The sequence below is a fragment of the Sphingomonas sp. genome (assembly GCF_965227385.1).
Classification (GTDB): Bacteria; Pseudomonadota; Alphaproteobacteria; order Sphingomonadales; family Sphingomonadaceae; genus Sphingomonas.
This window is the reverse complement of record NZ_OZ245750.1, coordinates 967,352-979,658: the sequence shown is the minus strand read 5'-3', so window position 1 is coordinate 979,658 and position 12,307 is coordinate 967,352. Positions and strand designations below refer to the sequence as shown.

At 68.6% G+C, this 12,307-nt stretch carries 13 protein-coding genes and 1 tRNA gene; 9 read left to right on the top strand and 5 right to left on the bottom strand.

What is annotated here, in order from left to right; all coding sequences use genetic code 11:
- Positions 1–19 precede the first annotated feature (19 nt).
- From hemC to ACO05N_RS04695, 7 genes are all read left to right on the top strand, one after another.
- Positions 20–931 (top strand): hydroxymethylbilane synthase, encoded by a 912-nt coding sequence (gene hemC, locus ACO05N_RS04725; protein ID WP_422056031.1) that lies wholly within the window; start codon positions 20–22, stop codon positions 929–931.
- Positions 928–1,602, top strand: coding sequence for a uroporphyrinogen-III synthase (locus ACO05N_RS04720; protein WP_422056029.1), 675 nt, complete (start codon positions 928–930; stop codon positions 1,600–1,602). The genes hemC and ACO05N_RS04720 overlap by 4 nt, the downstream gene beginning before the upstream one ends.
- A 24-nt stretch (positions 1,603–1,626) precedes the next feature.
- Positions 1,627–2,496, top strand: coding sequence for a hypothetical protein (locus ACO05N_RS04715; RefSeq protein ID WP_422056028.1), 870 nt, complete (start codon positions 1,627–1,629; stop codon positions 2,494–2,496).
- Between the two features lies 1 nt (position 2,497).
- Positions 2,498–3,682: an acyl-CoA dehydrogenase gene (locus ACO05N_RS04710; protein ID WP_422056027.1), complete on the top strand. Its 1,185-nt coding sequence runs from the start codon at positions 2,498–2,500 to the stop codon at positions 3,680–3,682.
- A 133-nt stretch (positions 3,683–3,815) separates the two neighbouring features.
- Positions 3,816–4,334 carry a GNAT family N-acetyltransferase gene (locus ACO05N_RS04705; protein ID WP_422056026.1) on the top strand — a complete coding sequence of 173 codons (519 nt, stop codon included), beginning with the start codon at positions 3,816–3,818 and terminating at the stop codon, positions 4,332–4,334.
- Positions 4,331–5,449 carry a CaiB/BaiF CoA transferase family protein gene (locus tag ACO05N_RS04700; protein WP_422056025.1) on the top strand — a complete coding sequence of 373 codons (1,119 nt, stop codon included), beginning with the start codon at positions 4,331–4,333 and terminating at the stop codon, positions 5,447–5,449. Before ACO05N_RS04705 ends, ACO05N_RS04700 begins: the two co-directional genes overlap by 4 nt.
- A gap of 22 nt (positions 5,450–5,471) precedes the next feature.
- Complete coding sequence (locus ACO05N_RS04695) at positions 5,472–6,629, top strand: FAD-dependent oxidoreductase (RefSeq protein ID WP_422056024.1); 1,158 nt, start codon at positions 5,472–5,474, stop codon at positions 6,627–6,629.
- Here ACO05N_RS04695 and ACO05N_RS04690 read toward each other — a convergent pair.
- From ACO05N_RS04690 to ACO05N_RS04675, 4 genes are all read right to left on the bottom strand, one after another.
- Complete coding sequence (locus ACO05N_RS04690) at positions 6,574–7,689, bottom strand: acyltransferase family protein (protein WP_422056023.1); 1,116 nt, start codon at positions 7,687–7,689, stop codon at positions 6,574–6,576. The two genes, ACO05N_RS04695 and ACO05N_RS04690, sit on opposite strands and share 56 nt — an antisense overlap.
- Before the next feature lie 20 nt (positions 7,690–7,709).
- Positions 7,710–8,510: a DUF72 domain-containing protein gene (locus tag ACO05N_RS04685; RefSeq protein WP_422056022.1), complete on the bottom strand. Its 801-nt coding sequence runs from the start codon at positions 8,508–8,510 to the stop codon at positions 7,710–7,712.
- 34 nt (positions 8,511–8,544) lie between these two features.
- Complete coding sequence (locus tag ACO05N_RS04680) at positions 8,545–9,000, bottom strand: DUF2147 domain-containing protein (protein ID WP_422056021.1); 456 nt, start codon at positions 8,998–9,000, stop codon at positions 8,545–8,547.
- Positions 9,001–9,191: 191 nt separating this feature from the next.
- Positions 9,192–9,266 (bottom strand) — tRNA-Gly (locus ACO05N_RS04675).
- Between the two features lie 187 nt (positions 9,267–9,453).
- Between ACO05N_RS04675 and ACO05N_RS04670 the strand changes: the two genes are divergently transcribed.
- Positions 9,454–10,365, top strand: coding sequence for a tetratricopeptide repeat protein (locus ACO05N_RS04670; protein WP_422056020.1), 912 nt, complete (start codon positions 9,454–9,456; stop codon positions 10,363–10,365).
- Positions 10,362–10,970 carry an LON peptidase substrate-binding domain-containing protein gene (locus tag ACO05N_RS04665; protein ID WP_422056019.1) on the top strand — a complete coding sequence of 203 codons (609 nt, stop codon included), beginning with the start codon at positions 10,362–10,364 and terminating at the stop codon, positions 10,968–10,970. Before ACO05N_RS04670 ends, ACO05N_RS04665 begins: the two co-directional genes overlap by 4 nt.
- A 104-nt stretch (positions 10,971–11,074) precedes the next feature.
- Here ACO05N_RS04665 and ACO05N_RS04660 read toward each other — a convergent pair whose 3' ends face one another.
- Complete coding sequence (locus ACO05N_RS04660; RefSeq protein WP_422056018.1) at positions 11,075–12,292, bottom strand: FAD-dependent monooxygenase; 1,218 nt, start codon at positions 12,290–12,292, stop codon at positions 11,075–11,077.
- Between the last annotated feature and the right edge of the window lie 15 nt (positions 12,293–12,307).

Genomic DNA, 12,307 nt, shown 5'->3' with positions numbered 1-12,307 from the left:
GCTTCGCTAGACGGCCATCATGCTGCTTCGTCTCGGTACCCGCGGTTCGCCGCTCGCGCTTGTTCAGGCCAATATGGTGCGCGATGCGCTGCTCGCCGCGCATGGCTGGAGTCCGGAGACGGTCGAGATCGTGCCGATCCGAACCACCGGCGACCGGGTGCAGGACCGTCCGCTCGCCGAAATCGGCGGCAAGGCGCTGTGGACCAAGGAACTCGACCGCGCGCTGCTCGACGGCACGATCGACCTTGCCGTGCACTCGATGAAGGATGTCGAGACGATCCGCCCGGACACGATCGCGGTCGCCGCGATGCTGCCGCGCGCCGATGTGCGCGACCGGCTGATCGGCGCCGAGTCGCTCGACGCCCTGCCGCAAGATGCGCGGATCGGCACCAGCTCGCCGCGCCGCGCCGCGCAGTTGCGCCGCCTGCGCCCGGACCTCGCCATCGTGCCCCTGCGCGGCAATGTCGATACGCGCCGGGCGAAAGTGGCGGCGGGTGAAGCCGATGCCACCCTGCTCGCTGCCGCCGGGCTCGACCGGCTGGGCTATGGCGATATCGGCAGGGCGATCGACACCGATCACCTGCTTCCCGCCCCATCGCAGGGCGCGGTCGGGATCGAGGTGCGCGCCGGCGATGCCGCGACCCGCATCCATGTCGCGGCCATCGGCGACGCCCCGACCGAACGCTGCGTCTGGGCCGAGCGTGCCCTGCTCGCGGCGATCAGCGGCGATTGCCACTCCCCGATTGCGGCACTCGCGACGATCGAGCCCGCAGGTATGCGCCTGCGCGCCGAAATCCTGCGCGCGGACGGGTCGGAACATGTCCGGATCGAGCGCACGGGCCTGAGCGGGGATGCGGAGGAGGCGGCGGAGCAGGCGCGCGACCTGTTGTCGGGTGCCTCGCCCCAGCTGCGCCGCCTGTTCGGGCATTGACCCGCCCGGTCGTCATCCTGCGCCCGCCACCGGGTGGCGCAACGACCGCGGACCGCGTCCGTGCGGCTGGCCTCGATCCGGTGCTGCTGCCGCTGTTCGCCGTTGCCCCGCTCGACTGGACGCCACCCGATCCCGGCGCGTTCGACGCATTGCTGCTGACCAGTGCGAATGCCGCACGTCACGGCGGGGCGGGGCTGGAGCGGCTCGCCCGGCTCCCCGTGCTCGCGGTCGGGCCGGAAACCGCCGACGCCGCGACACAGGCGGGCTTGCGCGTCATCGAACACGGCAGCCACGGCGTCACCGCGTTGCTGTCACGCCAGCCGTGGAGCCTGCGACTGCTGTGGCTGGCGGGGCGTGACCGGATCGCCGTGAACCACCCGGCGGTGCGCATGACCATCGCCGTCTATGCCAACGCGGCCATCGGCTGGACGCCGGAGCAGGCAGCGCAGCTGCCGGGCACCGTCGCGATGGTCCATTCCGCGCGCGCGACGCACCAACTGGCCGCACAGCTCGACACGCACCGGATTCCCCGCGCGTCCGTCCGCATCGCCGCGATCAGCGCGCGCGCTGCCGATGCCGATGCACATGGCTGGGACCGCGTCGCCGTCGCTGCCCAGCCGAGCGATGCGGCATTGATCGCTGCGGCGCAGCCACTGGCGATTGACCCCTGAGCGCATCGGGAGAATAAGCAGGTCATGACCCCCGACGCTCCGGTTCCCCCCGCCCCCGCGCGCGGCAGCCCGCTGATGATGCTGCTCGGCGCGGCACTGATCGCCTTTGTCGCCGGCCTGGCCGTGATGGCGGTGGTGTTCCGCGCCGGCGATGTGTGGGGCGGTCCCGCGCCCGCCCCCGCGTCGCCCGCCCAGCCGACGCTCACCGCTGCCCCGGTCACCGCGCCGGGCATGGACATCGCCACGCTCGCCGCGCGCGAACAGATCCTCGCTGCCCGGCTTGAGTCGCTCGACGCGCGGCTCAAGGCGACCGACACCGATGCGCGGGTGGCGGCAAGCTATGCCGGGCGGGCCGAGGCGATGATGCTGGTATTCGGCGCCCGCCGCGCGCTGGAACGCGGGCAGGAGCTCGGAATCATCGCAGGCGAGCTGCGCCGCCGGCTCGGCGGGGCAGAGCCCGATGCCGTCGCCGCCGTTCTGTCCGCCTCGGGCGAGCCGATCACGCTGGAAGATCTGCGTGTCGCGTTCGACCAGATCGCTCCGCGCCTCTCGACGTCGCAGCCCGACGATGGCTGGCTGAGCGCGATCCAGCGCGAGCTGTCGACGCTCGTCATCATCCGCAAGCAGGATGCACCCAGCCCGCACCCGCGCGAACGGCTGGCCCGTGCCCGCCGCCTGTTGGGGCAGGGCCATGTCGAGGCCGCCCTGGCCGAAGTTTCGCGCCTGCCCGGCGCGCAGGGCGCCGAAAGCTGGATGGCGGCGGCAGGCCGCTATATCACGACGCGCCGCGCGCTCGACACGCTCGAGAATGCGGCGATCGAGGGCAAGGCACAGCCCGTGGCAGGCGCGACCGCTGCGGCCTCGCCCGTGCAAAAAACCGTTCAGGGAGAGTAAGATGGCCGAGATGGGCCGGTTCGACTGGCAGGACCCGTTCGCGCTCGACGCGCAGTTGACCGATGAAGAGCGGATGGTCCGCGATGCCGCGCGCGCCTATGCGCAGGAACAGCTGCTCCCGCGCGTCACCCGCGCGTTCCTGGACGAATCGTTCGACCGTGAGATCATGTCGGAGATGGGCCAGCTCGGCCTGCTCGGCCCGACCATCCCCGAAACCTATGGCGGCGCGGGCCTCGGCTATGTCGCCTATGGCCTGGTCGCGCGCGAGGTCGAAGCAGTCGATTCGGGCTACCGCAGCGCGATGAGCGTGCAGTCGAGCCTCGTGATGCACCCGATTCATGCCTACGGCACCGAGGAACAGAAGCGCAAATACCTCCCCAAGCTCGCCAGCGGCGAATGGGTCGGCTGTTTCGGCCTGACCGAGCCCGATGCCGGCAGCGATCCGGCGGGCATGCGCACCCGCGCGGTCAAGATCGACGGCGGGTACAAGCTGACCGGCGCGAAGATGTGGATCACCAATTCGCCGATCGCCGATGTCTTCGTCGTCTGGGCCAAGAGCGACGAACATGGCGGCGGGATCAAGGGCTTCGTCCTCGAAAAGGGGATGAAGGGGCTGTCCGCGCCCAAGATCGAGGGCAAGCTTTCCCTGCGCGCATCGATCACCGGCGAAATCGTGATGGACGGCGTGGAAGTCGGCGAAGACGCCCTGCTGCCCGAGGTGCAGGGGCTCAAGGGTCCGTTCGGCTGCCTCAACCGCGCGCGCTATGGCATCGCCTGGGGCACGATGGGCGCGGCCGAAGCGTGCATGCAGGCCGCGCGCCAGTACACGCTCGACCGCCATCAGTTCGGCCGCCCGCTCGCGGCGACCCAGCTGGTGCAGCTCAAGCTCGCCAACATGGAGACCGAGATCGCACTGGGCCTGCAGGCCGCTCTGCGCGCAGGCCGCATGTTCGACGAGGGCACGCTCTCGCCCGAGGCGATCAGCATCATCAAGCGCAACAATTGCGGCAAGGCGCTCGATATCGCCCGCGTCGCGCGCGACATGCATGGCGGCAACGGCATTTCGGCCGAATTCCATGTGATGCGTCACGCGATCAACCTCGAAACGGTCAACACCTATGAGGGCACGCACGACGTCCACGGCCTGATCCTGGGCCGTGCGATCACCGGGATTGCCGCGTTTTGATCTGCGGTTCAGCAAAGCTGAACCGGGCGGCACCAGCCCGCTCCCCCACCCGGCCACCCACAGCGTATCCTGACTGGGTGGCCGGGTGGGGGAGCGGGCTGGTGCCGGTCCGGCGTAGCCGGACAACCAATCCATGACGCCGGATCGACAACCGATTCTCGAGGGCGCGTTGGTCACAATTCGCCCTCTCCGAGAGGATGACTGGGACGCCCTTTTCGCCGTCGCATCGGACCCGCTGATCTGGGAACTCCACCCGGCCAACGACCGCTGGCAGGAATCGGTGTTCCGCAAATTCTTCGACGACGCGTTGGCGTGCGGCGGTGGGCTGGCGATCCTCGACAAGGCGACCGGCGCGATCATCGGCTCGAGCCGCTATGACTGCTGGGTGCCCGACGAAGACGAGATCGAGATCGGCTGGACCTTCATCGCCCGCGCTTATTGGGGCGGACGCTACAACCGTGAGATCAAGCGGCTGATGCTCGACCATATCCACCGCTTCGTCCACCGCGTGGTGTTCATCGTCGGACGGGACAATCTCCGCTCGCGCGGCGCGATGGAGAAGATCGGCGGGCGCCTGATCCCGGGTCGCACCCATCGCGGCGGCGGCAAATCCTTCCCCGACCATGTCGTGTACGAGATTTGCCGCGCATGAAGCCGCTCGCCGGGGTCAAGGTGGTCGAACTTGCCCGCATCCTCGCCGGGCCATGGTGCGGGCAGTTGCTCGCCGATCTGGGCGCGGAGGTGATCAAGGTCGAGCGCCCCGGCGCGGGCGACGACACGCGCCACTGGGGGCCGCCCTTCCTGCATGACGCCGATGGGGTGAGCCGCGACGCCGCCTATTACCATTCGGCGAACCGTGGGAAGACCGCCCGCTTCATCGACATCGCAACGCCCGAGGGTCAGGCTGAAGTCCGCGCGCTGGTCGCCGACGCCGATGTCGTAATCGAAAATTACAAGGTCGGCGGCCTCGTCAAATACGGCCTCGATCATGCCAGCCTCAGCGCGATCAACCCGCGCCTGATCACCTGTTCGATCACCGGTTTCGGCCAGACCGGTCCCTATGCGCACCGCGCCGGCTATGATTTCATCATCCAGGGGATGGGCGGGATCATGTCGCTGACCGGTGAGCCCGACGGCGCGCCGCAAAAGGCGGGGATCGCCTATGCCGACATCTTCACCGGGGTCTATTCCGCCGTCGCGATCCTCGCCGCTTTGCGCCAGCGCGACGCAACCGGCACCGGCGCGCACATCGACATGGCGCTGCTCGACACCCAGGTCGCGGTGCTCGCCAATCAGGCGATGAACTGGATGGCCAACCCGGCCAAGGTCCCGCACCGCATGGGCAATGGCCATGCCAACCTCGCCCCCTATCAGGCGTTCACCGCCAGCGACGGCGACCTGATCATCGCGGTCGGCAATGATTCGCAGTTCCGCAAGCTATGCGGCGTGCTCGGCCTCACCCTCGCCGACGATCCCGATTTCGCGACCAACCCGGCGCGCGTCCGCAACCGCGCCCGACTGATCGCGCCGATTCAGGCGGCCGTGGCGGACTGGACCAAACAGGCGCTTTCGGATGCGCTGGAGGCACAAGGTGTCCCCGCCGGTCCGATCAACACCGTGGACGAGGTGTTCGCCGATCCGCAGGTGATCGCGCGCGGCATGCAGATCGCAGCGGAAGGACTGCCTGGCGTCGCCAGCCCGATCGTGATCGACGGCCAGCGCATGGTCTCCGACCGCGCCAGCCCTCCTCGTCCCGTGGAGGACTGAGCTGCCCCCGCGCGCCATCGCGGTGGCGGGATGCGGCACCGCCGGGCTTGCCGCGGCCTTGCTGCTCCACCGCGACGGCCATCGCGTCACCTTGTTCGAGCGCTTCGACACCCCCCGCCCGCTCGGCTCGGGCCTGCTGATCCAGCCGACCGGCCAGGCAGTATTGCGCGCATTGGGGCTAGAGGCCGAACTGCTAGCGCGCGGCGCGCCGGTCACGCGGCTGATCGGCGATGCGGCGAAACGCTGCGTGCTCGACGTACGCTACGCCGCGCTGAAACGGGGCGGCGTCGGCATCGGCGTCCACCGCGCCACGCTCTTCTCCGTCCTCCACGATGCCGTGCTGGATGAGGGGATCGGGATCGAAACGGGCCGGGCGATCGCGTCATGCACCGGCGGGCGGCTGCACTTTACGGACAGCACGCAGACGGGCCGCTTCGACCTGATCGTCGATGCGATGGGCAGTCGCTCGCCGCTGGTCCCCGCGACGCGCCCGCTGACGTTCGGCGCGCTCTGGGCCGATCTCGACTGGGCGGGCGACTTCATCCCCGATGCGCTTCAGCAACGCTATCGCCGCGCCAGCGTCATGGCCGGCGTGCTCCCGATCGGAACGCCGCGCCACGCAACAGGTCCGCGCGCAGCCTTGTTCTGGTCGCTCCGGGGCGATCGCCTCGCCGACTGGCGCGCGGCGGGCCTCGCGGCGTGGAAGCAGGAGCTGTCGACGCTATGGCCCGCAACCGCCCCGTTGCTCGACCAGATCGCCGACCCTGACCAGCTGACCTTCGCCAGCTACACGCATCGCACCCTGCGCCAACCGGTCGAGCCGGGCCTGATCCATATCGGCGACGCGTGGCATTCGACCAGCCCGCAATTGGGGCAGGGGGCGAACATGGCCTTGCTCGATGCCTATGCGCTGGCACTGGGCCTGCGCCGCGCACGCACCCTGCCCGATGCGCTCGCCGAAACCATCCGGCTGCGGCGCGACCAGATTCAGCTGTATCAGCTGCTCAGCCGGCTGCTGACCCCGGTCTATCAGTCCGATGGCGCGGCGATCCCCTGGCTGCGCGACCGGGTGATGGGCCCGGTGTCGAAACGATGGCCGTTTACCGCGGCGCAGGCGGCGTTGGTCAGCGGGATGGTGGGTCACCCGCTCGCCCGGCTCGGCCTGGGGTCTGACGCCTGAGCCAGTGGCGCAACGCCCCGGTACGGGCCTCGGTCTGCGCTGCAAACAGCCACGCCGCGGCGAGCGCGAGCAGCAGGATTGCGCCCACCGCGAGCGCCGCTTCACCCCCGGGTACCAGGCGCGTGCCCCCGACCAGCCACCCCGCCGCCAGCGCGATCAGCGGGAAATGGATCGCGTAGAGCGAGAAGCTGGCCCGCGCTCCATAGACGGCCAGGGGTCGCAATGCGGCCAGGCGGGGCGGATCGCTGCGGAACAGGGTGAACAGGAACAGCGCGAAACTCGCGGCCTCCAGCGGATCTTCGATCCCGAACTCGCCCGTCCGCCCCCACAGCAGGGCGGCAAGGCACAGCAACCCCGCCGCGACCGGCGTCCAGTGCGGCAGCTGCAATTCCGGCCAGCGCCGCTCCGCCCCGTGCAACGCCGCACCACACAGCCAGCTTAAAAAGCCGAAAGCGATCTCCGGATTGGCCAAAGCGATACCCAGCGTCGCCAGCGCGATGCCGGGCCGCCGACGGCGCCACGCCAGATAGATCGCGGGAAACCACAGATAATACCAGAATTCGAACGCCAGGCTCCACAGCGGGCCGTTGCTGCCGAACGGCGGCACGATCAGATGCTGCAGAAACAGCAGATTGCCGATCAGCGCGCGCAGCGTCAGCGACTGGGTCAGGTCCTGGGTGAACACCCACGCCCCGGTCGACCCGTCATAGGTCGGCAACTGCAGCACGCGAAAGCCCAGCCAGTCGAGCGCACCGCCCAGCACCAGCGCCGGCACCAGCACGATGCCCAACCGCGCGACCCGGTCGATCAGATAATCGCCCCACTGCCACCCACGCTCGGCCCGCGCCGTCACGCTGCGCGCGATCCAGTAGCCGCTCAGCACGAAGAACAGGATCACCGCCGAATGCGCAAAGCCCGCGAGGAAATAGCCCGCATCGACCATCAGCGAATCGGTCGGGCGATAATCCTCGACCAACAGCCCCCAGAGATGCCCGAACGCCACGGTCAGCGCGAGCGCGGCGCGCATCGCATCCATATGGAACCATGCAGTCGGCGGCACAGCGCCCGTCGCGGGGGAACTCAGCCGCGCACCCGCTCGGCAAGCGCCTGCGCCCCGGCAGGCGCGCGGACCTTGCCGCCATGGATGAAGAAGACAAAGGTTTCGCGCGGAACGGCCGGCGGCTCGCGCTCCTCGACATAGGGCAGGCCACCCGGCCGCTCGCCCGACGCCCAGCAGCGCGCGACATCGGCCCAGCGGTCCAGCTCCGCCTCAGGATAACAGAGCGGGTTGTCGTCCTCCCCCGATTCCAACCGCGCATAGACGAAGTCGCCGGTCACATCGGCGATCGCAGGATATTCGGGCGAATGGGCGTAGACGATCGCCACCCCGGCATCGCGGCACAGGGCGACGAACTCCGGTACCGCAAAGCTCGCATGCCGCACCTGCACCGCGTGGCGCAGCCTGACCCCGTCATGGCGGGCCGGGAGCAGCTTCAGAAACGCACCGAAATCCGCGGCATCGAACTTCTTCGTCGCCATGAACTGCCACAGGATCGGGCCGAGCTTGTCGCCCAGCTCGGTGATGCCCTGCCCCACGAACTTGGCGATCGACTCCTCCGCCTCCGCCAGCACCTTGCGGTTGGTGCAATAGCGCGACGCCTTGACCGCGAACACGAACCCGTCCGGCACGCTCGCCGCCCATCCGGCAAAGGTCGCGGGCTTGAACCCCGAATAATAGGTGCCGTTGATCTCGATCGCGCCGAGCTGGCGGCTGGCGAACTCCAGCTCCTTCTTCTGCGTCAGGCCCTCGGGATAAAAGGTCCCGCGCCAGGGTTCGAAGGTCCAGCCGCCGATGCCGGTGCGAATGGGTGCGTGCGTCATGCCGCGTGCTTAGCGCGCCGCTGCCCGCCTCACATCACGAAATACGCGTCCAGGTCTGCGACTTGCAGATAAAGCCGAGCACACAGCCCTTGCCGATCATCGCATTGCCCTGGACGCGCATCTGGCCGCTAAAGGTGCGGTTCATGTCGGGCACGAACACACGGCCTTTATACTGGCCGGGCGCGACCTGCCGGAATTCGCGGAACAGGTTTGCGCCGACCAGCTTGTCGGTGCCGCCCCTGCGCGCATCGGCCTTGGCCTTGTCGCTCGCCCAAATCACCGTCCCGCACATGCGGTCGTCGCCGCATGGGGTGATGCGGATATGCACGCTGTTGCTCGGGTTGCGCCATTCGCTCGACACCAGCTGCGTCGCGCCATTGCCGGCGGCGGTCGCGCCACCCAGCGGTGCGCCCAGCATCGCCAGCCCGGCCACCGCCATCATCCATGCCCGCGGACGCGCCGTGCGCCGCACCGGTCCCTCGATCGTCATGGTCTAAACTCCTGTATGTCCGTCGGAATCGCGCTTCCGCGCGCTGAAATCCCGTTTGAACAGATAATTAGGGGCCAGACCCGGCGCGAAAAGGGCGGGAAGGGGGCAATTTGCGAAACGCCGCGTTCACGAAGTGTCGCGCGCGGCAATCGGTTCAGCGACATAGCGGATGGTGCTGCCACCGCGGCGACTGGAGCGGGCGAAGGGATTCGAACCCTCGACCCCAACCTTGGCAAGGTTGTGCTCTACCCCTGAGCTACGCCCGCTCTCTGGCGCCATATGTGCCCACTCGCAGCGGAGGGGGCGGGGCAAGGTGGCGGCCTCTAGCAGCGGGTTTGTGGGTCTGCAAGGGGGAAGTTGCGGGATTCGCGATTCCCGCTCAGGGGGTTGGCCCTGAGCCCGCGAGCGCCCAAATAGGGCCCAACGCATTGCTCGAACGACAAGGGATTCGCCGTGGCCACGCTAGGACTTTCCGCCGCCGACAAGGACGCCGTCGAGGCATTTCGCCGCGACATCGCCGAACCGTCGATGACGAAGCTCGTCATCCTCGATTTCTGGGCGGAATGGTGCGGGCCGTGCAAGGCGCTCGCCCCGGTGCTGGAAAAGGTCGCGGCGGACTATGCCGACAAGGGCGTGATGCTCGCCAAGATCGACGTCGACGCGAATCAGTTCATCGCCGCGCAGTTCCAGGTGCGATCGATCCCGACCGTTTATGCGATGTTCCAGGGCCAGCTGGTCGCCGACCTGACCAACGCGCGCACCGAATCGCAGCTCAAGGCGATGCTCGACCAGATCCTGCGCCAGATTCCGGTCGAAAGCGACGAAGCCGCGCAGGCCGCCGAGCTCGAGCCGCTGCTGGCAATGGGCGAAGAGGTGCTGGCGGGCGGCGAAACCGAGCGTGCGCTGTCGATCTTCGAACAGATTGCCGAGATCGCACCCGATAATGCTCAAGCCGCCGCCGGTCGCGCCCGTGCATTGACCGCGCTGGCGCGACTCGATGAGGCCGCCGCCGTGCTCGCCGCCCTGCCCGACGACGCCGCCAAGGCCCCCGAGGTCGAACGCGCCCGTGCCGCGCTGAGTCTGGCACAGGAAGCGCCCGCAGCGGCCGGTGACGATGAACTCGGCGAACTGCGCACCAAGGCCGCGACCGGCGACATGGAGGCACGCTACGAGCTGGCCGGCGCGCTGATGGGCAGCGACCGTCAGGCTGCGGCCGACACGCTGCTGGCGATGATCGCCGAGGATAAGGAATGGAATGACGGCGCCGCCCGCGCGCGGCTGCTCAAGCTGTTCGAAGCGGTCGGGCTCGAGGATCCGTGGGTGTCGGCACACCGCCGCAAGCTTTCCGCGATCCTTTTCGGGTGACGATTACCCGCCTCTCGATCTTCCCGCTGCCCGGGGCGCTGCTGTTCCCCGGCATGCACCTGCCGCTGCATATTTTCGAGCCGCGTTATCGGGCGATGGTCAATGACAGCCTCGCCCGCGACCGCCGAATCGCGATGATTCAGCCCAAGGGGGGTGGCGAGAAGCCGCCGTTGTTCGAGATCGGCTGTGTCGGCCGCATCGCCGATGTCGAGGCGATGGAGGATGGCCGCTTCAACGTTGTGCTGGAGGGGTTGTCGCGCTTCCGCATCCTGCGCGAGCTGGAGGTGACGACGTTGTTCCGCCAGGTCGAGGCCGAGCTGATCGCCGATCCAGTCGACGAAACCCTTTCAATGGGTGCCCGCGCCGCCCTCGAACTCGAATCGCGCCGCTTCGCCGAGGTTCAGGGCTATGCCGTCGACTGGGAAGCGGTTGCGCGGCTCGATGACCAGAACCTCGTCAACGGCATCGCCCAGATCGCCCCCTTCGACCCCGCCGCCAAACAGGCGCTGTTGGAAGCCGACACCATCGCCGACCGCGCCGAGCTGATCATCCAGCTGATGCAGTTTTTCGGCCGGCACGAGGGGGAAGAGGGGACGTTGCAGTGACCCGTTCCCCTCGCGTCGTCCCGGACTCGACCCGGGACAGGGCGTTTTCTCCATCGCGAGCCTGAGAAGCACAACCCCGGCTCAAAGCGGGGGCGACGACGGCGTCAGGCCATCTCCCCATGCAGCAATCGCGGCACCTTGCCCGATTCGCCGCGTGCTTCGGCCATGAACCAGTTCTTGAGTGTCGGCACCTTGTCCACCGCCGACAAGCCGAACCGCCGCGCCGCGTTCGCCGCGCCGCCGGGAAGCCCGAACAGATGCGTCAGCGCATCGGTGGCGATGCTGACCATCATCGTGTCGAGGCTGCGCCAGCGTTCGTAGCGCGACAGCAGCGCGGGATCGCCCATGTCGAGGCCGAGCCGTTTGCCCTCGACCAGCACCTCCACCAGCGCCGCGACGTCGCGGAAGCCGACATTGACCCCCTGTCCCGCAATCGGATGGATGCCGTGCGCGGCGTCACCAACCAGCGCGAGCCGCTCCGCGGTGATCTTTGCGGCATGGTGAAAGCCGAGCGGATAGCTGAAGCGCGGCCCCAGCGGCCCGAGCTTGCCGAGGAACCCGCCCATCTTCTTGTCCGCCTCAGCCAGGAAGCCGCGTTCGGAGAGCTTCATCATCCCCGCTTCCTCGCTGCGCTTCACCGACCACACGATCGCCGAGCGATGGCCGTGTTCATCATCCCGCAACGGCAGAATCGCGAACGGCCCCTGCGGATAGAAGATCTCGAACGCGATATTCTCGTGCGAATGCTCGTGATGCAGCGAGGTCACGATCGCCGCATGGTCATAGGTCCAGCGCGCCACCCGCAGCAGCGCCGCGTCACGCGTCGGCGACGCACGCCCCTCCGCCCCGATCAGCAGTTGCGCACGCACCGTCGCGCCCGAATCGAGCGTCGCGGTGACGCCATGCGCGTCGCGCTCGACCGACACCGCGCGCGTCTTCATCCGCACATCGGCCAGCGGCGCGCGCTCCGCCGCGGCCATCAACGCCCGGCGCAGGTCGCGATTCTCGAACATCGTGCCGAGCGCGCCCTCCCCCTCCTGCGGATCGAAATCGAGCTTGCCGGGCTTCAACCCGTCCGACACGCGGATGCTCTCGATCGGGCACCCCTTGCCCGCCAGATCGTCGGCCAGGCCGATCGCTTCCAGCATCCGCAGCGGCGCGGCGGCAATGGCGGATGCACGACCGTCATGGCTGGCCGCCAGAATTGCGTCCGGGTCCGCCGGGTCGATCACGATGCTGGAGATGCCATGCGCGTCGAGCGCCACGGCAAGCGCGCTCCCGACCAGTCCGCCGCCGAGGATAAGAAGGTCTGCCTGGGTCATATCCCGCAGTTAGGC

Bases quoted from the DNA above. Each gene is read 5' to 3' on its own strand.
- ACO05N_RS04680 (WP_422056021.1), bottom strand. From the start codon at position 9,000: ATGACGATCGAGGGACCGGTGCGGCGCACGGCGCGTCCGCGGGCATGG.
- ACO05N_RS04660 (WP_422056018.1), bottom strand. From the start codon at position 12,292: ATGACCCAGGCAGACCTTCTTATCCTCGGCGGCGGACTGGTCGGGAGC.
- ACO05N_RS04710 (WP_422056027.1), top strand. From the start codon at position 2,498: ATGGCCGAGATGGGCCGGTTCGACTGGCAGGACCCGTTCGCGCTCGAC.
- hemC (WP_422056031.1), top strand. From the start codon at position 20: ATGCTGCTTCGTCTCGGTACCCGCGGTTCGCCGCTCGCGCTTGTTCAG.
- ACO05N_RS04685 (WP_422056022.1), bottom strand. From the start codon at position 8,510: ATGACGCACGCACCCATTCGCACCGGCATCGGCGGCTGGACCTTCGAA.
- ACO05N_RS04715 (WP_422056028.1), top strand. From the start codon at position 1,627: ATGACCCCCGACGCTCCGGTTCCCCCCGCCCCCGCGCGCGGCAGCCCG.
- ACO05N_RS04705 (WP_422056026.1), top strand. From the start codon at position 3,816: ATGACGCCGGATCGACAACCGATTCTCGAGGGCGCGTTGGTCACAATT.
- ACO05N_RS04700 (WP_422056025.1), top strand. From the start codon at position 4,331: ATGAAGCCGCTCGCCGGGGTCAAGGTGGTCGAACTTGCCCGCATCCTC.